Origin of the sequence: Planifilum fimeticola (genome assembly GCF_003001905.1) — a bacterium.
Lineage (GTDB): Bacteria > Bacillota > Bacilli > Thermoactinomycetales > DSM-44946 > Planifilum > Planifilum fimeticola.
Genome location: NZ_PVNE01000008.1, coordinates 18,429 through 39,773, shown reverse-complemented (window position 1 = coordinate 39,773; position 21,345 = coordinate 18,429). Strand labels below are relative to the sequence as shown.

Below are 21,345 nucleotides of genomic sequence, written 5' to 3'. Positions count from 1 at the left end.
TTTCCCGAGGCTGTTGACCTTTCCGGGTCAACAGCTTTTTCTTTTCCTGAAACAGACAACCCCGGGCCGAAATGACCCGGGGCAAAATGCCGACGACACGCGTGTTGACTCTAGAACATTGAATCGGGTTTTGAGGCGGCGCGACTGTGGGCCGTTTCACGATTCCACCACATACAGATCCGGCGACACATCGGAAAGGAAAGGGGTCGCTTTGCCCGCGCAATAAAGGTGGAGTTCGTGCATCGCCCGGGTGCAGACCGTGTAGAAGAGTTTCCGTTCATTTTCCCGGCCGTAACGCGCCTCTTGGGCGTCGAAAACGATCACCGCGTCAAATTCCAATCCTTTGGCCAGATACGAGGGGATGACCAGGGGGCCGGCTTCAAAGGAGGCCGTCTCCTTATCCATGAGCCGAAGCGCGGGACAGTGCTTTTTTAGTCCTTCATAGGCTTCCCGGCTTTCCCGGCCGGATTTGCAGATGATCGCGATGGTTCGGTGGCCGGCGGCCTGAAGGGACCGGATGCGCCCGGAGATTTTTTCATAAAGTTTCTCCCGGTCCTCCACCTGCGTCCACGTCGGCTTGGGGCCGTCGCGGTCAAAGGGTTCGATTCGGTCTCCGCCCTCGATCAGTTCCCGGGTGAACAGGACGATTTGCCGCGTGGAACGGTAGCTCCGCGTCAGGATGAAGGTGTCGGTTTCATCGGAGCCGAACAGGCCGGTCAGGAAATCAAAGCCCGATTCGGCGGAGATGAAGATCGCCTGGTTGAAGTCGCCGAGAACGGTCATGCTGGCCCTCGGGAACAGATGCTTGAGAAAAGCGAATTGAAAAGGGGAGTAGTCCTGGGCCTCATCGACAAACACGTGTCGGATGTGGGGGTTGGTGTGAAACCCTTCGATTTTCTCCGTCAGATACAGAAACGGGGTTGCATCTTCATAAGCCAATTCCTTCCGGTCGAGACGCTCCGCCGTCTGGGCGCAGATGGCCTCCCAACCTTGCGGCAGGCGGATATTCGGCATCATGCGCGGTACGAAATCGGGATCCGAAAACAGTCGCCGGTACAGGGCGGGAATGTCGACAAATTGGTATCGTCTGACGGATCTCTTCAGGGGACGGAACCGCTCCTTCACCACGAAGGAAGCCAGCCACTCCCGTTCCCTTTTGAAGTCATCGGCACAGTTTCCGGAGGATCCTTTTTGGCGCTGAAGCTCCTTGTAAGCGCGCTGATAGGTTTCGGCGTCGAGCAGCTCGATCTCATCCTCCACCCACGGTCGATCTTTCTCTTCATCCGCCAGTTCGTCCAGCCGATCCAGAAGCTGTTCGGCGAGCCGTTCCAATCTGCCGGGAATCGACCGCGAGGGATCGAGGGCATAAAACAGCCTTTCGATTTCTTCGGCGGAGATGAGAACCCGGTCGTTAAAGGTTATATTCCTGAAGATCAACCCTTCCCGTCTCAGCCGTTCGAGATATTGATCGATCACTTCCATGAAACGGGTCGAGGTCTTAAACCGGATGCCCTGAAGCCGCTCTTCATATCCCGGTTCCTTCAACCCCTGTAGCACGTACTCCATTTGATCGTAGGGATCCTCCAGGCGGAACCGTTTTCCCAGCCGGTGCTCCAGCATTTCTTGGAAAGTGGTCTGTTGCATGTTTTCCTCGCCCAACCCGGGAAGAACCGTCGAAACGTAGCTGTTGAACATCGGGTTGGGGGAGAACAGCACCACCTGCTTCGCCGTCAGCGATTTCCGGTAGCGGTACAGTAGCCAGGCCACCCGCTGCAGGGCCGTCGAGGTTTTTCCGCTGCCCGCCGCTCCCGATACCACCAGGAGCCGCTTCCCTTCGCTGCGGATGATGCGGTTCTGTTCCTTTTGGATGGTAGCCACGATGTTTTTCATCTGCGTGCCCGAATGGCGGCCGAGGACCTCCTGAAGCAGTTCGTCGCCAATCGTGACGCTGGTGTCGAACATGCTCCGGATCCGGCCGTCGCGGATGATAAACTGGCGTTTCCGCTTCAGGTTTCCCGAGATCTCGCCCGCGGGGGTTTTATACCGCACCGGTCCGGGAGAGCCTTCGTAATACAGACTGGCGATCGGGGCCCGCCAATCATAGACCAGAGGCAGTTCGTCCCCCTCATCGCGGACCGTGGCGATTCCCAGATAGATGGCCTCGGCCTTCGATTCCCCGTCTTCGACGAAATCGATCCTTCCGAAGTAGGGGGAGTCCTTCATCCGGACCAGCGTCGTCAGGCGCCTCCGGGCGTGTCGGAAGCTTCGCTCCCGTTCCGCCATCACCCTCGCTTGTTGATTGATGCTGGCGATGGTTTCGAGGGTGTCGTGGGGGTCGCTGAAGTTGAGGGTCACATCATCCCAAAAATTCCTGCTTATTTCCAGAATGTTTTCTTTGATCCCTTCCGTTTGTCGGCGAAGTGCTTCGATTTGGCGGTCGATCTTCCGGACGACGGCATCGACCCGCTTTTGTTCCTGTTCCCATTCTCGATCCATCGCCATGGGTTACCTCTCCTTTTTTTAGGGATAGGGTGTTGACAAAAGGCAAGCGATGTAGTATTATATAATTGGATACTTGTTTGTTTTTGTATTATTTGAGGGATGCACTTTATTAATTTATCATGGAAATCGTTCGCAAGTCAACTGTACATTGAATCGGGCACGGAGGATTCGTATGCGGTCCAAGGCGGGCCCTTTTTTATTGCCATTTTTTCTTATGGACGGCCCAAATAAAAAGGCTTGCAGAAATAGAATGGCCAATATAGTATATACTATATGAGATATCTGTTTATACAGTATGACACAATCTACCTTCGCCCGTTGGAGGGGGTGTGGGGCGATCGAACTGACCAAACGACAGGAGATGATTTTGCAGATCGTCAAGGATGAGGGGCCGATCACGGGCGAGCAGATTGCCGAAAAGCTGAACCTGACGCGCGCAACGCTTCGTCCCGATCTCGCCATCTTGACGATGGCCGGCTTTTTGGATGCCCGTCCCCGGGTTGGATATTTTTATGTCGGAAAGACGGCCAACCAACTCTTCGTGGAACATGTCCGCAAGCTGAAGGTGAAGGATTACAAATCGAGGCCCGTCGTCGTGACGGAGGAACTTTCCGTGTACGACGCCATTTGCACCATGTTTCTGGAGGATGTGGGGACGCTGTTTGTGGTGAAGGATGGAGGACGGCTGGCGGGGGTGGTTTCCCGGAAGGATCTTTTGAAAATCGCTCTGGGCAAGCAGGATTTGCAGGCGATTCCCGTCAGTGTGGTGATGACCCGAATGCCCAACATCATCACGTGCAGTCAGGAGGATACCCTGTACGAAGCCGCATCCAAACTGATGCGCAATCAGGTGGACGCATTGCCGGTCGTTCGCCCCATGGAAGATGGTGAAGGCCTGGAAGTGGTGGGCCGCATCACCAAAACGACCATTACAAAGGCTTTTGTCGAGTTGGGGCAGGAATCCGTCTTATAAGACGCTTGTCGGGTTGAGGGGAGGGGAAGTACCATTACGAACGATACGCATCATCCGGTGGTATATGTTGTTTCCGATTCCGTGGGGGAGACCGCCGAATTTGTCGTGCGGGCGGCTTCCAGCCAGTTTAACGGGGATCAGGTGGAGATTCGCCGGGTTCCCTACGTGGATGACCAGGAGACGATCGCCGAAACGGTTCAGGCGGCGAAGGAAGTCCGGGGGATGATCGCCTTTACCCTGGTCATTCCCGAACTGCAGACCTTTTTGATCGAAGAGGCCAGGCGCCACCAGGTGCCCGTCGTCGACATCATGGGCCCGATGATCGATGAGCTGGCCAGGCTGTTCCGGCGCAATCCGAAGCGGGAGCCGGGCCTTGTGCGCAAAATGGACGAGGAGTATTTTCGGCGGGTTGAGGCGATCGAGTTTGCCGTCAAATACGACGACGGCCGGGATCCCAGGGGGATTCTCCGGGCGGATGTCGTGTTGATCGGGGTTTCCCGCACTTCCAAAACCCCCTTGTCCATGTATTTGGCGCACAAGAGGCTGAAGGTGGCCAACGTTCCGCTGGTGCCGGAAGTGGAGCCGCCTGAGGAGCTGTTCCGCATCCCGGCGCACAAATGCATCGGTTTGACGATCGAGCCGGAGTATCTGAACACCATTCGCCGGGAGCGACTCAAATCCCTGGGGCTGACGTCTCAGGCCAGCTATGCCAGCATGGAACGCATCCTCGAGGAGCTGGAATACGCCGAGGGGATCATGAAAAAAGTGGGCTGTCCCGTCATCGACGTGTCCCGCAAGGCGGTCGAAGAGACGGCCAATATCGTGCTGGACATTCTTCGCAGGGGAGGTCGTCAATCTTGAGCAAAAAGGTGGTTTACCGGTTTGATGAGGGTCGCGGCGATATGAAGCGGCTTTTGGGCGGAAAAGGGGCCAATCTTGCGGAGATGACCCGGCATGGCCTGCCGGTCCCCCCGGGTTTCACCATCACGACGGAGGCTTGCCTCGACTATTATGCGGCCGGACGCCGGCTGACCCAAGAGGTGCTCGACCAGATGGAGCAGGCGGTTGCGGACCTGGAACAGCGGACCGGCAAGGGGCTCGGGGATCCGGAACGGCCGTTGCTCGTCTCCGTCCGTTCGGGAGCGGTCATTTCCATGCCGGGAATGATGGATACGGTGCTCAACCTGGGTCTGAACGACGAGACGGTGGAGGGGCTTGCCCGCATGACGGGAAATCCCCGCTTCGCCTACGATTCCTACCGCCGATTCATCCAGATGTTCGGCGATGTGGTTCTGGGCATCGATCATTATCTCTTTGAACGGATCATCGACGAGCGGAAAGAGGAGAGGGGTCTCAAGCAGGATCCGGAGCTTGCGGCGGAAGATTGGCAGTGGGTGATCGAGCGTTACAAGGCCCTGGTCAAAAGGGAAACGAAGGAATCCTTCCCTCAGGATCCCAAGGAGCAGCTGCGACGGGCGGTCATCGCGGTCTTTGACTCCTGGAACAACCAGCGGGCCGTCATCTACCGAAAGATTCACAAGATCCCGGACCACCTGGGTACGGCGGTCAATGTGCAGATGATGGTTTTCGGCAATATGGGGGAAGATTCGGGGACGGGAGTGGCGTTCACCCGAAATCCCTCCACCGGTGAGAAGGTCCTGTACGGGGAGTTTCTGACCAATGCCCAGGGAGAAGACGTGGTGGCCGGCCTCCGCACCCCCGAGCCGATATCCGCCCTGAAGCGGCGGATGCCCGGCATCTACGAGCAATTCCGGGAGATTACCGATCGATTGGAACGCCATTACCGGGACATGCAGGATATCGAGTTCACCGTGGAGCGGGGAACGCTGTACATTTTGCAAACCCGCTCGGGGAAACGGACTGCCCACGCCGCCGTCAAGATCGCGGTGGATCTGACGAAGGAGGGCATCATCGACAGGGAGACGGCTCTCCTGAGGGTGGACCCCGATCAGCTGAACCAGCTCCTCCACCGGCGCATCGATCCCGAAGCGCAGCTGGATGTGTTGACCAAGGGATTGCCCGCCTCGCCGGGAGCGGCGTCGGGAAAAGTGGTGTTTGATGCGGATACGGCGGAGCAGCTCGCCCGGGACGGGGAAAAGGTGATCCTCGTCCGTCCGGAAACCACGCCGGAGGACATTCACGGCATCCTGGCCTCCCAGGGGATTCTCACCAGCCGGGGAGGCATGACCAGCCATGCGGCGGTGGTGGCCCGGGGGATGGGGAAACCGTGCATCTGCGGCTGCGAGGAACTTCGCATCGACCTGCGCAAGAAGGAGTTCCGAGTCGGGGAAACGGTGGTTCGGGAAGGGGATCTTCTCTCCATCGACGGCGGAACCGGGCAGGTGATACGCGGGGAGGTGCCCCTGATCGATCCGGAACTTTCCGGGGAGTTTCAAGAGATCCTTGCCTGGGCCGACGAAATCCGCACCCTGAAGGTCCGGGCGAATGCGGACAATCCCGAAGACGCGGCCAAGGCTCGCCGGTTCGGCGCCGAGGGGATCGGGCTGTGCCGGACGGAGCACATGTTCATGGAGGCGAGCCGCGTTCCCATCGTCCAGGAGATGATCCTGGCGGAAACGCCGGAACAGCGGCAGGAGGCCCTGGACAAGCTGCTGCCGATGCAGTTGGAGGACTTTAAGGGCATCTTCAGGGAAATGGCGGGACTGCCGGTCACGATCCGCCTTCTGGATCCGCCCCTTCACGAGTTCCTCCCCAACCTCGAGGATCTGCTGGCCGAAGTGACCCGGCTGCGGTTGGATCCCGAATCGGATCCGCAGGAGTTGAAAAGCAAGGAAACTCTGCTCGGCAAAGTGAAAGCCCTTCATGAATTCAATCCGATGATGGGGCATCGCGGTTGCCGCCTGGGTTTGAGCCACCCGGAGATTTACGCGATGCAAGCGGAAGCCATTTTCCGGGCCGCGGCCGAACTGATCAAGGAAGGGGTCTCCGTTCAGCCGGAGGTGATGATCCCTCTCGTCGGCCATGTCAACGAGCTGAAGGAGCTTCGCCGCCTGGTGGAGGAGACGGCCCGCCGGGTGATGGAGGAGACCGGGTGCCAGATTTCCTATACCGTCGGCACCATGATCGAAGTGCCCCGGGCCGCGCTCACGGCGGATGCCATCGCCGAGGAAGCCGAGTTCTTCTCCTTCGGAACCAACGACTTGACCCAGATGACCTTCGCCTTCAGCCGGGACGACGCCGAAGGCAAGTTCCTGCACTCCTATCTCGACCGAAAGCTTCTGCCGGACAATCCCTTTATGACCCTGGATACCGAGGGTGTGGGCAAGTTGGTGCGGATGGGCGTCGAATTGGGCCGAAGGGTCAAACCGGAGTTGAAGGCGGGAATCTGCGGTGAGCACGGCGGTGACGCGCGTTCGATCGCTTTCTGCCATGAGGTGGGGCTTGATTATGTCAGCTGCTCCCCCTTCCGCATCCCGCCGGCCCGCCTGGCGGCGGCGCAGATCGCCGTTCAATCGTCCAGGAAGGCGCAACAAGGGTAAGGGGACGGCATGAAAATTGTCGACCGTTCGCGGACCGAAGCGACCGGGGAACCGGCGTTTCGGTCCCGCGCGTTTTTGACCGCCTGCGGGGCTGGAGCATAAAAATGGATTTTGTCAAGGGAACGAAGAGGATTTTTTTGGTTTAGACGCGTATAATACTACAGAATCGGGAAATAAACCAACGGGATAGTCCAAAATAACCAGTTTTCAACGGATTTCAGATCTGGAAGGAAAACCACTTTCCATTGTAGAATAGATAGAATGAAGAGAGCTTCGGATGGTTTTTCCCTTTTCCACCTCTCTCCGTTTTTTCCTCTAAAAAACTCTGTCCTTCGGCAGGAGTTTGACGAATTTTGGCGAATAACATCAAGATGATGGGGCAACTGCCCGGTTTGATTTTCCCATAGGTCCAGGTTTGCGGAAAGCGGTGGTATCGGTGAAGGGGGGGCCGATTCCCGAAGAAGTCATCGATCGCGTGCGGGAGCATTACGACATCGTGGATGTCGTGGGTCGATACGTGCAGCTCAAGAAAAGCGGCCGAAACTTTTTCGGCCTGTGCCCCTTTCATTCCGAGAAAACCCCTTCCTTTTCCGTTTCCCCGGAGAAGCAGATGTACTATTGCTTCGGATGCGGGGCGGGAGGAAATGTCATCAAATTCGTGATGGAGATGGAACAGTTGTCCTTTGTGGAAGCTGTTCGCCGCCTTGCGGAAGAAGCCTCCATTCCCCTTCCCCGGTCGGGAATGCTCTCCGATCCCGAGGACGGGCCGAGGAAGCGGATGCGTGAAGCCCTCGACTGGGCCTGCCGGTTGTACCATCACATCCTGCTGAACACGGATCAGGGCCGCGCCGCCTTCCGGTATCTCCAGGATCGCGGGGTGTCGATGGAAACGATCAAGGAATTCCGGCTGGGTTTCGCACCTTCTTCCGGCAATGTTCTCCTCCGCTTTTTAAGGCGAAAGGGCTTTTCGGAAAAGCTTCTGGAAGAGGCGGGTCTGGTGAGCTCCTCCGATTCTGACCCCCCGCGGTTTTTTGACCGCTTCCGCGGACGCGTCATGTTTCCCATCCACGATTCCCAGGGCAGAGTGATCGCCTTCGGCGGTCGCATCCTCGGCGACGGACAGCCCAAATATCTGAACAGCCCCGAAACGCCGCTCTTTCACAAAGGGCAGCACCTGTTCAATCTGCACCGGGCCCGCAGGGCGATCCGGAAGGAACGGCAGGCGGTGCTGTTCGAGGGGTACATGGATGTCATCGCGGCATGGCAGGCCGGCATTCAAACCGGGGTCGCCTCCTTGGGAACCTCCCTTTCCGAAGGCCAGGCTCGGGCGATTCGGCTGTGCGCCGAAAACGTGGTGATCTGCTATGACGCCGACGATGCCGGTCAAGCGGCGGCCGACCGGGGGCTGGAAATGTTGAAGGGGCAGGGTTGTCTCGTCAAGGTGGCTCAGATGCCCCCCGGGATGGATCCGGACGACTTCCTCCGCAAGCGCGGAGCGGAGGCCTTCCGGGAGGAAGTTCTTGCCGAGGCTCTTCCCCTTCCCGCCTTCAAGCTGGAATACCTGAAGAAGGGCTTCAACCTGCAGGATGAAGGGGAACGGATGAAGTATCTGACCCGCGCGCTCGAGGTGATCAGCGATCTTTCCCTCGCCATCGAGCGGGATCACTACCTCCGCCGCCTCGCCGACGAGTTTCGGTTGTCCCTTGATGCGCTGAAACAGGAGCAACAGCGCATATGGCGGCGCAAAAAGGAAAAAAAGAGGGATAAAGGGGGGGCGAAGTGGAATACTGAATATCACGATGCCAAACACATGGTCGCACAACGGCGCAGGCCGTCCGCCCACGAGGAGGCGGAAAGACAGCTGGTGGCCTTGATGATGCGCGATCGAAACGTGGCCGAACGGGTTCGCGAAACCGTCGGCGCCGAATTTCACGTTGAAGAGTATGCGGCGATTGTGGCATACCTGTACGCCTATTACGCCGAAGGCCATCCGGCCGATCCGTCCCGTTTCATTCATTATGTGAAAGACGAGCGTCTGATGAGTTGCATCAGCCAACTGGCGATGATGGATTTCCCGGATTCCTTGTCGGATGAAGGGGTCGAAGACTGCATCCGGACCGTGCGCAATTATCCTCTTTATATGGAGATGGAATCCGTTAAGCGCCAGATCGAGCAGGCAGAACGTGCCGGAGACATCGCGAAGGCCGTCCGGCTTGGTGCGGAGCTGTACCGGTTGAAAAAAAGAGTACAGGTGCGGCCTTGAAGCGGTGCAACGAGGAAGGAGGGAAAGAATTTGGCCAACGAACAATATATGGACGCTGAACCGGATCTTTCGCTGGAGCAGGTGCAGGAGCAGCTGATCGATCTCGGAAAGAAGCGGGGCGTTTTAACCTATAAAGAGATCATGGAGAAGATGTCTTCCTTCGAACAGGATTCGCAGCAGATCGATGAATTCTTCGAGCGTCTCGGCGAGCAAGGGGTCGAAGTGATCAACGAGAACGAAGTGGATGATGACGAGGATATTCTCTTCTCCCATGAGGAGGAATCCACCGGGGAAGATAGCGAGCTGTTGGACGATGACCTCAGCGTGCCGCCCGGGGTGAAGATCAACGACCCGGTTCGCATGTACCTCAAAGAAATCGGCCGTGTTCCTCTGCTCACCGCCGAGGAGGAAGTGGAGCTGGCGAAGCGGATCGAACAGGGCGACGAGGAAGCGAAGCGCCGTCTGGCAGAGGCCAACCTGCGTTTGGTGGTGAGCATCGCCAAGCGGTATGTCGGTCGGGGCATGCTGTTTTTGGACCTGATCCAGGAAGGGAATATGGGCCTGATCAAAGCGGTGGAGAAATTCGATTACCGCAAAGGGTACAAATTCAGCACCTATGCCACGTGGTGGATTCGCCAGGCGATTACCCGGGCGATTGCCGATCAGGCTCGGACCATTCGCATCCCCGTCCACATGGTGGAGACCATCAACAAATTGATCCGCGTTTCCCGCCAGCTGCTGCAGGAGCTGGGGCGGGAACCCACTCCGGAAGAGATCGCCAAGGAGATGAATCTCAGCCCCGAGAAGGTGCGGGAAATCATGAAGATCGCCCAGGAGCCGGTCTCCCTGGAGACCCCGATCGGGGAAGAGGACGATTCGCATCTCGGGGATTTCATCCCGGACGACGACATTCAGGCGCCTGCCGATGCCGCTGCCTACGAGCTGTTGAAGGAACAGCTGAAGGAAGTCTTGGACACCCTGTCTGACCGCGAGGAGAACGTCCTTCGCCTCCGGTTCGGGTTGGACGACGGGCGCACCCGCACGCTGGAGGAAGTGGGCAAGGTGTTCGGCGTCACCCGGGAGCGGATTCGCCAGATCGAAGCCAAGGCCCTGCGCAAATTGCGCCACCCCAGTCGCAGCAAGCGCCTGAAAGATTTTCTGGAGTGAGTAATGTTTGAAAAGCATCCTTTCGATGGGTGCTTTTCTTTTTTGTTGAAAAAATGGGCAGGGTTGACTGGGGTGATCTTCCTCTTACTTGACAGTGTACACGAAAATTTATGTCAATACAAATGTGGACAAGCTGCATTTTTCAGGGAACGGACCTTCAGGGGTCGAAAGGCGACGCGGGGACCGGCGACGGTTCGGGCGCTTTAACCGGGTCGCTTGAAGGATGAGGTTTTTTCCGCCTATAATGGGAGTGTAAGCGCAATCATGCGGGTTCCTTGGGAGGGAGTGGAGGGTAAATGAATTTCGACCTTACAGAAGAGCAAAACATGATTCGCAAATTGATGCGGGATTTTGCCGAGGGGGAAGTGGCTCCCGGTGCCGATGAGCGGGACCGGAAGAAGGAGTTCCCCCTGGAAGTGATAAAAAAGATGGCGAAGCTGAACCTGATGGGTTTGCCTTTTCCGGAGGAGTACGGCGGCGCCGGAGCTGACACGGTCAGTTTCGCCATCGCCGTCGAGGAGCTTTCCCGGGTGGACGCTTCGGTGGGGATCACCTATTCCGCCCACATTTCCCTGGGTTGCGCTCCCATCTACCTTTTCGGGACGGAAGAGCAGAAGCGGAGATACCTGGTACCGCTCTGCCGGGGAGAGACCCTGGGCGCCTTCGGCCTGACGGAGCCGAACGCCGGGTCGGATGCCGGGGGCACGCGGACGAAGGCGGAAAAAGACGGGGACGAGTGGGTGATCAACGGAACCAAATGCTTTATCACCAACGCGAGTTACGCCGATTTCGTCTCCCTGACGGCGGTGACGGGGCGGAATGGGGACAAGCGTGAAATCACGGCCTTCATCGTCCCCACCGACGCGGAAGGATTCACCGTCAACGCCAACTATGTGAAAATGGGACTTCACAGTTCCAACACGACGGAACTGGTTTTGGAAAACGTTCGGGTTCCCTATGAAAATGTGCTGGGGAAAATCGGCGAGGGCTTCAAGCAGTTCCTGGTCACCCTGGACGGGGGAAGAATCGGCATCGGCGCCATGGCGGTCGGCATCGCCCAGGGAGCCTATGAGGCCGCCCTCCGCTACGCCAAGGAACGGGTGCAATTCGGCCGGTCTCTGTCCAAATTCCAGGCGATTCAACACAAACTGGCGGACATGGCGATGAACATCGAAGTGGCCCGCAACATGGTATATAAGGCCGCATGGCTGAAAGACCAGGGGCGACGCTTCACCAAGGAGGCGTCCATGTGCAAATTGTTCGCCTCGGAGATGGCGATGCGCGTCTGCGACCAGGCGGTGCAGATCCACGGCGGGTGGGGATACATGCACGACTTCAAGGTGGAACGCTTTTTCCGGGACGCCAAACTGACCGAGATCGGGGAAGGGACCTCGGAAATCCAGCGCAACATCATCGCCCGGGAAATCGGGTGTTGACGATAAATGGGGGAATCGGACAGGGAGCGCTTTTGGCCCCGTCTCGCCCCTTTCTCCATTAAAATGACCGAATATTGGGGAGGTTTTGGATATGGCCCGGCTGATTCACAAGACCGTGGGAGATTTGCTGGACGAGACCGCCGAGCGATACGGGGAACGGGACGCCGTCGTGTATTCCGAACTGGGCATTCGCTGGAGCTGGTTGGAGTTTCAGAAGCAGTGCGATCGCGCGGCCAAGGGATTGATGCGTCTCGGTCTCGAGAAGGGGCATCACCTGTCGATCTGGGCGACCAATTTGCCGGAGTGGCTGGTCACCCAGTTTGCCACGGGGAAGATGGGGGCGGTCATGATCACCGTCAACACCCAGTATCAAACCCGCGAGCTGGAATATCTGCTCCGGCAGTCGGACACGGAGACGCTGATCCTGATGGAAGGGTTTCGGGGGAACAGCTATTTGGACATGATCTACGAAATCTGTCCCGAATTGCACGAGTCGAAGCCCGGAGAGCTCCGCTCCGCAAGGCTCCCCCGTCTGAAGAATGTCATCTTTATCGGTAACGAGCGGAAGCCGGGGATGTTTTTGTGGGAGGACATCCTGGCGTTGGGGGACGAGGTGAGCGACGAAGAACTTCGTCGTCGTCAAGCATCCCTCCATCCCGACGACGTGATCAACATGCAGTACACGTCCGGGACCACCGGCTTTCCCAAGGGAGTCATGCTGACCCATTACAACATCGTCAACAATGCCCGCAACATCGCCGAATGCATGAAACTGTCCCATGAAGACCGCATGTGCATCCCCGTCCCCTTCTTCCATTGCTTCGGATGCGTTCTGGGCACTCTGGCGTGCGTCAACGTGGGTGCGACGATGGTCCCGATCATCGCCTTCGATCCCCTGAAGGTGCTGCAGGCGGTGGAACAGGAGCGTTGTACGGCTCTTCACGGGGTTCCCACCATGTTCATCGCGGAGCTGAATCATCCCGATTTTCACAAATACGATTTGAGCTCCCTTCGCACGGGCATCATGGCCGGGTCCAACTGTCCCATCGAGGTGATGAAACGGGTGGTCGGCGAGATGGGAGCGAGGGAGATCACCATCGCTTACGGACAGACGGAATCCTCCCCGGTGATCACCCAGACCCGGACCGACGATCCCATTGAACTGCGCGTTTCGACGGTGGGGAGGGTGCTTCCCAACGTGGAGGCGAAAATCGTGGATCCGGCGACGGGGGAGGAGGTCCCGCCGGGCGTCCAGGGGGAGCTGTGCACCCGAGGCTATCATGTCATGAAGGGATACTACAACATGCCCGAAGCCACCAAGGAGGCCATCGACGATGAGGGATGGCTCCACACCGGCGATCTGGCGGTGATGGACGAAAACGGCTACTTCCGGATCACGGGGCGGCTGAAGGATATGATCATCCGGGGAGGCGAAAACATCTACCCCCGGGAGATCGAGGAATTTCTTTATACGCATCCGAAAATTCTGGATGTGCAGATCGTCGGCGTTCCCGACGAGAAGTACGGGGAGCAGGTGGCCGCATTCATCCGGGTCAAGGAGGGGGAAACCCTCACCTTTGAAGAAGTGCGCGCCTTCTGCGAAGGGAAGATCGCCCGGTACAAGATTCCGCGCTATGTCTTCTTCGTGGAGGAATATCCGATGACGGCCAGCGGCAAAATCCAGAAATTCCGATTGCGGGAGATGGCTGCCAGGGAGTTGGGCATGGTTGAGAAGTCGGAAGAATCCGTCTGATTCGTGTCCTCCTGCGAAAGGAGCGTTTCCGAAGGATGGGAAGGCCCCGATTCCCCGCCGACGACCTCCCATGGAGCCGGTGGGAAAATCGCCTCCCGTTTCCGGGATTTGAGGTTTGTCAGCGGCCTCGAGCGTTTCCGAAAATACGGGAACGCTCTTTTTTCGTGCCAATTGCCGGAGCGACGCCTCCGTCCATCATGAATTCACCCCTGATTGGAAACCCTAGGATCGGAAGGAATTCAGAAAGGAGAAATGGGTGAATGGATGGATGAGACGCGCCATGGTGGAGCTCCGCTTTTGGGTTTGCCTGGGTTTTTGCCTGATTTTGGCCCTGATCGCTTTGATGGGACAGCTGGATCGGCAGCAGGCATCGGGGGCGCATGCCCGTTTGTCGATGGGGAAAGCGGCTGTCCAATCCGTATCCCGCCCCGTGTACCGGATATGGGCCGATTACGATGACGAAGCCCGCACGGTCTCCGGACGGATGGAAGTGACGCTGCCGGCGGATCGCCCGGAAACATGGAAAGAGGTTTATTTTCACCTTTATCCCAATGCCTTTCGCCGGTGGCAGTGGGGGGAGCATACCAAGCCGAAGGAGCCGGGCTATCTGGATGTATCGGATATCAAGGTGAACGGTCGGAAGGCGACGTCGCACATCGACGGAACCGTCATGAGGGTGAAACTGCCCGAACCCCTTGCGCCGGGACAGTCCGCCCGGATCAAGATGACTTACCGGCTGAAACTGCCCAAGGGAGGAAGCCGGCTGAACGCCTTCGGTCAAACCGCCTTCCTCGCCCAATGGTATCCGATGCTGGCCGTGAAGGATGAGGACGGATGGCATACGGAACCCTACACCACCGTGGGGGACCCCTTCTATTCCCAGATGTCGGATTTTGAGGTGACGTTCCGGGTGCCGGAAGGTTACCGGGTGATCACCAGCGCCGATGATGATCTTTCGCATCCGGTGAAGGGGGCTGTGACCCTCCGCCAGGAAAACATGCGGGATTTTGCCGCCGTCATCACCAAGGATTACGAGGTGATCCAAGGTGCGGCGGGAGATGTGGAGGTCAACCTCTGGTATCAGAAGGGGATGGAAAGGGAGGCGAAAAAGCTGCATCAAGCCGCCGTTTCCGGCATGCAGTTCTTCGGAAACTTGTTCGGCCCCTATCCCTATCGCGAAGTGGACGTGGTGCTGGGAGAGACGGGATACGGAATCGCGGGCATGGAGTATCCCGGTCTCGTCACTTCCATTCCCAAATATCCCACCCGGGAGGGGGAACGTCCCGCAGTCAACGTCGTGGTGCACGAGCTGGCCCACCAGTGGTGGTACGCCGTGGTCGGCAACAATCAGGTGAAGGAACCCTGGCTGGATGAGGGCTTGACCACCTTTTCCGAGCTGCTGTACATGCATGACAAGATGGGGGAAGATCAGCGGGACCTGCTGGCGAGGGCCGCGGAAGTGAGCGATGAGATCCACGAGAAGCAGGGCGTGACCTCCGTGGAGCCCTTGTACAAGTACTCCGACTCGATTTACGGGTTGATGGTTTACACCCGGCCCGCCGCCATGTTGTGGGAGCTGATGGATGAGATCGGAAAAGAGAAGGTTCTGGAGATCCTCCAAACCTATTATGACCGGTACAAATTTCAGGTGGCCACGACAAGGGATTTCATTCGGGTGGCCAATGAGGTGGCCGGCAAGGATCTCACATCCTTCTTCGATCGCTGGCTCTTTTTCAAGGAGAATATAAAGAAAGCGGGCTAGCATAACATGATGCCGGAGGTTTCTCCTCCGGCTTTTCTGTTTATCGACCTTGAACCCGCACACAATCTGCGGAGGTGGGTCCGGTGCTGGTGATGTCGTACAACATCCGCCACGGGTTGGGCTGTGACGGGGTGTTGGATCTGGAGCGGATCGCCGCGGTGATCGAATCGGTCTCTCCCGATGTAGTGGGTTTGAACGAGGTGGATGTTCGCTTTCATCGGCGCAGCGGTTGGGAGGACCAGCTCGGATGGTTGTCCCGCCGTCTGGGGATGGCGTGTTGTTTTGGCCCCACCCTCCGGAGGCGGCGGCCCGGGGCTTTCCCCGCGGGAGGATACGGAAACGGCCTGTTGACGAAGGATCCGATCCTCAGCCACCACCATCTCACCTTTTCCATAACAGGCGGTGAGCCCCGCGGGATTCTGGTGGCCGACCTGGAGCGGGAAGGGAGGCCGGTGCGCCTGGTCGTGACCCATCTGGGATTGACATCCGTGATGCGTATGCGGCAGGTGGAAGCCCTTCGCGAGCTATGTCAAAAGTGGACGGGTCCGATGGTGGTGATGGGGGATTGGAACGTAACGCCGGAACAACCGGAGGTGACCCTTCTCCGCCCCTGGCTGACCGATGCCCTCTCCTTTTGCGGCGTGACCGGGGGAACCTATCCGTGCCTGCGTCCCCGCAAGCGGATCGACTACATCTTTTGCACCTCCCATTTTCGGGTCCTGGAGGCGTCCGTAGTGGCGGTGGAGGACTGCGCTTCCGATCATCTGCCCGTAAGATGCCTGTTGGACTGGTCGAAAGATGAGGCCGGTTCCGGTATAATGGGTACGAACCGGCGTGCGGAACGGGATTGAGGGGGAAAGGTCCCGGCGTCGGCCCTTCTTCGGATTGATCTCGTTGCTCATGGGAGGGAAATCGATTGTCCCTAAGACCGATCCCTTCGGGGGGTGTGAAATGTTCTGAGCGGCTTCAGGCCGTTGCCCGCTGGGTTCCTGCGGGAGCGACCGTGGCGGATATCGGAGCGGATCACGCGCATCTGCTGATCCATCTGGTTCTCCGGGAGCGGATCAAGAAGGGAGTCGCCGGAGAATTGAACAAGGGTCCTTACGAAAACGCCCGATCCCAGGTGGAGCGCTCCGGCCTTTCGGAACGGATTGAGGTGCGCCGGGGAGACGGGCTCTCCGTTCTGAAAGAGGGAGAAGCGGATGTGATTGTCATCGCCGGGATGGGCGGGGCCCTCATCGCGAGTATTTTGGATAGGGGAAGGAAGAAGCTTTCCGGTGTTCGTCGGCTCGTCCTTCAACCCAACACCGGAGGAGAGAGGGTGCGCCAGTGGCTCAGGCAAAACGGCTGGGTGCCGGTGGGGGAGAGCCTGGTGGAAGAGGGGGGAACCCTGTATGAAATCATCGCGGCTGAGCGGGGGGAGAACGAGGCGCTGTACCGACAACCGCCCGCAACGGAGGAACAATTGCTCCTCCTGGGTCCCCTCCTCTGGAAGGAGAAACACCCCTTGCTGACCAAAAGATGGCTTCAGGAACTCGCCGCCCGCGAACGCATTTTGGATCGGGTCCGGGCGGGACGGACGGAGGAGGCGGCCCGGCGGGCGGCGCAGCTGGAACAAGAAATCGCCCAATGGAGGAGGTTGAGAAAGTGGCTGTTCGAGGAGAATCCCTGATCCGCGCCCTGGAGGAATGGGCACCTCCTGCCCTGGCGGTAGAAAAGGATCCGATCGGCCTTCAGGTGGGGGATCCCGGGGCGGAAGTCACCGGGGTGCTGGTCACGCTGGATGTGACGGAGGAAGTGGTTGACGAAGCCTTGCGCCTCGGGGCCAACTGGATCGTCAGCCATCACGCGTTCATCTATCGCCCCTTCCGCCATCTGCGCGGGGACCGGCCGAACGGTCGGCTGGCGGCGAAACTCCTGAGCAACGGCATCAACGTGTATGTGGCCCACACCAACCTGGACACCGCGGTCGGAGGGGTCAACGACGTCCTGGCGGAAAAGTTGGGACTGGAACATGCGGAGGTGCTGGCTCCCCATGTCCGGGAGCGGTTGAAAAAGATCGTCGTGTTCGTCCCCGAGGATCACCACATGCAGGTTTTGAATGCTATGTGCGAAGCGGGGGCGGGATGGATCGGCAACTACAGCCACTGCACCTTCAATCTGAGGGGAACGGGCACTTTCCTTCCCGGAGAGGGAACGAATCCCTACATCGGGCAACAGGGCAAACTGGAGCAGGTGGAGGAAGTGCGGCTGGAGACCGTCGTTCCCGAGTCCGCCCAAACCCGGGTGGTGCAGGCCATGTTGAAGGCGCACCCCTACGAGGAAGTGGCCTATGACATCTATCCCCTGGAACTTCCCGGTCGATCCTTCGGGCTGGGACGGATCGGGCGCTTGCCGGAGAGAACCCGCTTGAAAGTCCTGGCGGAAAGGGTAAAGGAGGCTTACGGAATTCCCGCCCTTCGCCTGGTCGGAGATCCGGACCGTCTCGTATCCACCGTGGCGGTCCTGGGCGGGTCGGGCGGCCGCTACGCCTGGACGGCCCTGGAGCGCGGGGCGGATGTTTTCATCACCGGCGACATCGACTACCATACGGCCCTGGATTCCCTGGCCGCCGGACTTGCGCTGATCGATCCGGGCCACCATGTGGAGCGGCTGGTCCTGGAGCGGGTGTGCCGGGTCCTGCGGGAAAAGTGGGCTCCTCCGGAGGTGAAGGTTGTCCCGACGACCGTTCATCGGGATCCCTTTCAGTTCCTTTGAAGAAATCCCAACATGTTCCTCTTGTGTTTGGCCGCAAACTTTGTTACAATACAAAGTCCGTAGATGAGGAAAGTAAACCAGGCAACCGCCGGTGGAGCGCCGCAAGGCCCCACGGGAGGAAAGTCCGAGCTCCACAGGGCAGGGTGCCGGCTAACGGCCGGTGGGGGCGACCCTAAGGCTAGTGCCACAGAAATGCAGACCGCCGATGGAAGCGCTTGGCGCTTCACAGGCAAGGGTGCAACGGTGCGGTAAGAGCGCACCAGCAGCATGGAGACATGCTGGCTAGGTAAACCCCACCCGGAGCAAGACCTAGTAGGGGATCGGCACGTCGTCGAACGTGCAGCTGTGGCCCGCAGCGATCCCGGGTAGGTCGCTGGAGCCGTGCAGCAATGCACGGCCTAGATAGATGGTTGCCACTCCAAGGGGTGGGAGGCGGGGCAAGCCGCCGCGATACCACTCGGAGTACAGAACTCGGCTTACGGTTTGCTTTCCTCACGAGCTTGCCGAAAGACGCGTAAAGGCGCGTCTTTTTTGTTTTGTTGCAGTTTCCATTATAAGGAATAAACAACTGTAATCATAACAAAATAGAGGTGTAATATGTGTTCGGTACGATAAGGATGAATGGTTAAAACCATTGGGGTGAGTGTCGTGAACAAACGCAGGGTGATTGCGATCGGGACCTGTCTGCTGGTGGCGGCGGTCTTCATTGTCCTGTGGGTTCCGGTGCACAATCCGCCGAAACCTTCGAGCACCGAGCAGGAGGGAGGATTCCTTCAGGCGTTGAGAAGGATCGCGTCCGAGGACGGCAGGCTGGATTATCTGGTCCTCGGCGATTCGGTCGCCTTGGGGAAGGGTTCGAAAAAGGAGGCGGGTTACGGTTACTGGGTTGCGGAATATCTGAAGGGCGAAGGGATTGATGTCCATCTGGACAACCGGGCCGTTTCCGGACAGACTTCGGACCAACTGCTGAAATCCCTTGACGATCGCGATCTCTTGGCAAGCGTTCGGCAGTCGGATCTGATCTCCATCACCATCGGAGGGAACGATCTGCTGAAGGAAGTGCTCCGAAGCGGCAATCCCGTCAAAGCCCTGAGGAATTTTTGGCACATCCAAAAGCGGTATACGGATAACCTGGAGGCCATCCTGGATAAGATCCGGAGGAATAATCCCCATGCACCGGTATTGATCACTTCCCTCTATAATCCGGTGGAGCCTGAAGAACCCTATTTTCAGACGGCCCGGAGACTGCTGGATCGATGGAATGAGGAGATGAAGAAAGTGGCCAGCACTCACCCCGCCACGGAAGTGATTGACGTCGACCGCCTTCTGCTCCCCGATGAGCGCGACTGGTTGGCCGACGAGATTCATCCCAACGACCGGGGTTACCAGCTGATGGCGGAGGGCTTGCTGGAAATCATCCGCGGAAAGGTATCCGGGGCTGTCCAGGTGCGGTGAAGATGGAAAAACACGAGGCGGATAGGCGGCGGCGGTTTGCGGAAAGCTAAAGGAAAAGTCCTTCTCGGGAGATGAAGGCATGATTAAAGATTTTTCCTCTTACGAAGCCTATCTGGAACGCTACAGGATGTTTTGGTCGGAGGAAGGGGACGGCCGCCCGCCGATGCTGTCCCCGGAGGAGTTCCGGGAGAAGTTCCAACTGCTTCGGGAATGTTACCGGACCTATCGGGAGATGGTTCAGGACGGTCGGGAGGACAAAGCGGCCGATTATTACGTCAACGTAATCAATTCCCTGGAAAACGAGCTGGCCATCGCGGACGGTTCCGACAACTTCCTTTTCGAGGATCGCAAACTTTGATTCAAAAAAGCGGTCATCCTCTTCTTTTCGGGGAACGGAATCCGCGGAGTTTTGTTTCGCCCATTGACAAATCCGACGGGGGGCGATATCTTTTAAATAGACCGGTCGTCATAATTGCGCGGAGGAAATTCCCTTGATGAAGAATACAATGACTGCCCGAGAACGATTGATTCAAGCGACGTTTGAGTTGCTGGAAAGACAGGGATATCACGGAACCGGATTGAACCAGATCATTAAGGAGAGCGGTGCTCCGAAAGGCTCCTTGTACTATTATTTTCCAAACGGGAAAGAAGAGCTTGTCTCCAGAGCGATCGGTGAACAGGGAAAAGCTTTGGCTGATCGGATTCGCCGGGCATTGGAAGGGGCGCAAGATCCGGCCGAGGCCGTCTACTCCATGATGCTCCATCTTGCAGAGAAGTTGGAACAATCCAAATGTACGAAAGCTGGATCCTTTGCGGCTGTCGCTTTGGAGACCTCCAACACCAGCGAAATGCTCAGGGAGACGATCAACAAAACCTATGACGCATTTATAAGCGCTATTCAAGGGATGTTGCTGGCCCACGGATTTTCCGAAGCCCGTGCCGTGCAAATCGCCACTCTGATCACTGCTTCCATGGAAGGTGCGGTGGTCCTGTGCCGGACAAAGAAAAGCACTGAACCATTGAGACACATCGCACAGGAGATGAAACATTTGTTGCGCTCGGCGATTGCAGAAAATGACGCGGGAAGTTAGAGGAGCCTGTTCTTGTTGACCGATATGAGGGTATACACCGGCGAAAGCCGCTCCTTCTTTTTGGTCTTCTATATCGACCGGTCTAAATAATGGGGATGTTTGTTTTCGAATGACCGGCAACGCCGGAGGAAAATTTGTGAAGGAGGAATGAAAAAAAGATGGTCAGTCGGCCGCAGGATGAAAAATTGATCCGTGAATTGTTTGAGGCTCTTTGCACCGCGTGGAACCACGCCGATGGGGAGTCCTACGGAGCTTGTTTTTCAGAGGATGCCGATTATGTCACTTTTAATGGGCAGCATTTAAAAGGACGGAATGCCATTGCCGAAAGCCATCAGGAACTGTTTCAGGGGGTTTTGAAAGGATCAAGCCTGAGTGGTGAAATCGTTAATCTCCGTTTTTTGACGCCGGAAGTGGCCGTCTTTCAAGCGGTTGGTGCCGTCAAATTGAGATGGCAAAAGAAGGTGCCCGAAAGCAGAAAATCCATCAACACCAATGTGGTGGTCAAGCAAAACGGGGAATGGAAGATTGCCTCTTTCCACAATTGCCGTATTCAAAAGCCCGGCATCCTTATGAAACTGTTTTCCCGGTTCATGGGATTGAACAAAACAGCGGGTTGATGAAAAAAACCGTTTTTCCGCATGCGTACGCACGGAAAAACGGTTTAA

Annotated in this window: 16 protein-coding genes and 1 other RNA gene; 16 read left to right on the top strand and 1 reads right to left on the bottom strand. The window is 57.7% G+C overall.

All coding sequences use genetic code 11. The annotated features are described in order from the left end of the window. Positions 1–156: 156 nt before the first annotated feature. Positions 157–2,496, bottom strand: coding sequence for an RNA polymerase recycling motor HelD (gene helD / locus CLV97_RS06625; protein WP_106344831.1), 2,340 nt, complete (start codon positions 2,494–2,496; stop codon positions 157–159). Between the two features lie 301 nt (positions 2,497–2,797). On the opposite strand from helD, the gene ccpN reads away from it, so the two are divergent. The 16 genes from ccpN to CLV97_RS06550 all read left to right on the top strand — a co-directional run bounded on the left by ccpN (position 2,798) and on the right by CLV97_RS06550 (position 21,297). Then, the gene (ccpN, locus tag CLV97_RS06620) at positions 2,798–3,475 is read left to right on the top strand and encodes a transcriptional regulator CcpN (RefSeq protein WP_245891410.1); all 678 of its coding nucleotides are present in this window, start codon (positions 2,798–2,800) and stop codon (positions 3,473–3,475) included. Positions 3,476–3,532: 57 nt separating this feature from the next. Next, positions 3,533–4,336 (top strand): pyruvate, water dikinase regulatory protein, encoded by an 804-nt coding sequence (locus CLV97_RS18335; RefSeq protein WP_245891409.1) that lies wholly within the window; start codon positions 3,533–3,535, stop codon positions 4,334–4,336. Beyond that, complete coding sequence (ppdK, locus tag CLV97_RS06615) at positions 4,333–6,996, top strand: pyruvate, phosphate dikinase (RefSeq protein ID WP_211295694.1); 2,664 nt, start codon at positions 4,333–4,335, stop codon at positions 6,994–6,996. The genes CLV97_RS18335 and ppdK overlap by 4 nt, the downstream gene beginning before the upstream one ends. Before the next feature lie 427 nt (positions 6,997–7,423). Further along, on the top strand, positions 7,424–9,259 hold the full coding sequence (gene dnaG, locus CLV97_RS06610) for a DNA primase (protein ID WP_245891408.1): 1,836 nt from the start codon (positions 7,424–7,426) through the stop codon (positions 9,257–9,259). A gap of 48 nt (positions 9,260–9,307) precedes the next feature. Beyond that, positions 9,308–10,426 carry an RNA polymerase sigma factor RpoD gene (gene rpoD / locus CLV97_RS06605; protein ID WP_211295698.1) on the top strand — a complete coding sequence of 373 codons (1,119 nt, stop codon included), beginning with the start codon at positions 9,308–9,310 and terminating at the stop codon, positions 10,424–10,426. Between the two features lie 296 nt (positions 10,427–10,722). Beyond that, positions 10,723–11,862, top strand: a complete 1,140-nt coding sequence (locus tag CLV97_RS06600; RefSeq protein ID WP_106344740.1) for an acyl-CoA dehydrogenase — start codon at positions 10,723–10,725, stop codon at positions 11,860–11,862. A 100-nt stretch (positions 11,863–11,962) separates the two neighbouring features. Then, on the top strand, positions 11,963–13,615 hold the full coding sequence (locus CLV97_RS06595; RefSeq protein WP_106344830.1) for an AMP-binding protein: 1,653 nt from the start codon (positions 11,963–11,965) through the stop codon (positions 13,613–13,615). 256 nt (positions 13,616–13,871) lie between these two features. Continuing rightward, on the top strand, positions 13,872–15,377 hold the full coding sequence (locus tag CLV97_RS06590) for a M1 family metallopeptidase (RefSeq protein WP_146130425.1): 1,506 nt from the start codon (positions 13,872–13,874) through the stop codon (positions 15,375–15,377). A gap of 92 nt (positions 15,378–15,469) precedes the next feature. Further along, positions 15,470–16,228, top strand: coding sequence for an endonuclease/exonuclease/phosphatase family protein (locus CLV97_RS06585; RefSeq protein ID WP_245891418.1), 759 nt, complete (start codon positions 15,470–15,472; stop codon positions 16,226–16,228). 95 nt (positions 16,229–16,323) lie between these two features. Next, complete coding sequence (locus CLV97_RS06580; RefSeq protein WP_170070388.1) at positions 16,324–17,049, top strand: tRNA (adenine(22)-N(1))-methyltransferase; 726 nt, start codon at positions 16,324–16,326, stop codon at positions 17,047–17,049. Next, positions 17,025–18,134 (top strand): Nif3-like dinuclear metal center hexameric protein, encoded by a 1,110-nt coding sequence (locus CLV97_RS06575; RefSeq protein ID WP_106344736.1) that lies wholly within the window; start codon positions 17,025–17,027, stop codon positions 18,132–18,134. The genes CLV97_RS06580 and CLV97_RS06575 overlap by 25 nt, the downstream gene beginning before the upstream one ends. A gap of 69 nt (positions 18,135–18,203) precedes the next feature. Continuing rightward, positions 18,204–18,628, top strand: an RNA gene (gene rnpB, locus CLV97_RS06570) — RNase P RNA component class A. A 154-nt stretch (positions 18,629–18,782) separates the two neighbouring features. Beyond that, on the top strand, positions 18,783–19,589 hold the full coding sequence (locus CLV97_RS06565; RefSeq protein WP_170070387.1) for a GDSL-type esterase/lipase family protein: 807 nt from the start codon (positions 18,783–18,785) through the stop codon (positions 19,587–19,589). 79 nt (positions 19,590–19,668) lie between these two features. Next, on the top strand, positions 19,669–19,947 hold the full coding sequence (locus CLV97_RS06560) for a hypothetical protein (RefSeq protein WP_106344734.1): 279 nt from the start codon (positions 19,669–19,671) through the stop codon (positions 19,945–19,947). 136 nt (positions 19,948–20,083) lie between these two features. Next, on the top strand, positions 20,084–20,680 hold the full coding sequence (locus CLV97_RS06555; RefSeq protein ID WP_106344733.1) for a TetR/AcrR family transcriptional regulator: 597 nt from the start codon (positions 20,084–20,086) through the stop codon (positions 20,678–20,680). 158 nt (positions 20,681–20,838) lie between these two features. Further along, a complete protein-coding gene (locus tag CLV97_RS06550) occupies positions 20,839–21,297 on the top strand; it encodes an SgcJ/EcaC family oxidoreductase (protein WP_106344732.1) in 459 nt (152 codons plus the stop codon). Positions 21,298–21,345 lie beyond the last annotated feature (48 nt).

Excerpts from the sequence above, each read along its gene's own strand:
- helD (WP_106344831.1), bottom strand. The coding sequence starts at position 2,496 with ATGGATCGAGAATGGGAACAGGAACAAAAGCGGGTCGATGCCGTCGTC.
- ccpN (WP_245891410.1), top strand. The coding sequence starts at position 2,798 with ATGACACAATCTACCTTCGCCCGTTGGAGGGGGTGTGGGGCGATCGAA.
- rpoD (WP_211295698.1), top strand. The coding sequence starts at position 9,308 with ATGGACGCTGAACCGGATCTTTCGCTGGAGCAGGTGCAGGAGCAGCTG.
- CLV97_RS06600 (WP_106344740.1), top strand. The coding sequence starts at position 10,723 with ATGAATTTCGACCTTACAGAAGAGCAAAACATGATTCGCAAATTGATG.
- CLV97_RS06585 (WP_245891418.1), top strand. The coding sequence starts at position 15,470 with ATGTCGTACAACATCCGCCACGGGTTGGGCTGTGACGGGGTGTTGGAT.
- CLV97_RS06560 (WP_106344734.1), top strand. The coding sequence starts at position 19,669 with ATGATTAAAGATTTTTCCTCTTACGAAGCCTATCTGGAACGCTACAGG.
- CLV97_RS06555 (WP_106344733.1), top strand. The coding sequence starts at position 20,084 with ATGAAGAATACAATGACTGCCCGAGAACGATTGATTCAAGCGACGTTT.
- CLV97_RS06550 (WP_106344732.1), top strand. The coding sequence starts at position 20,839 with ATGGTCAGTCGGCCGCAGGATGAAAAATTGATCCGTGAATTGTTTGAG.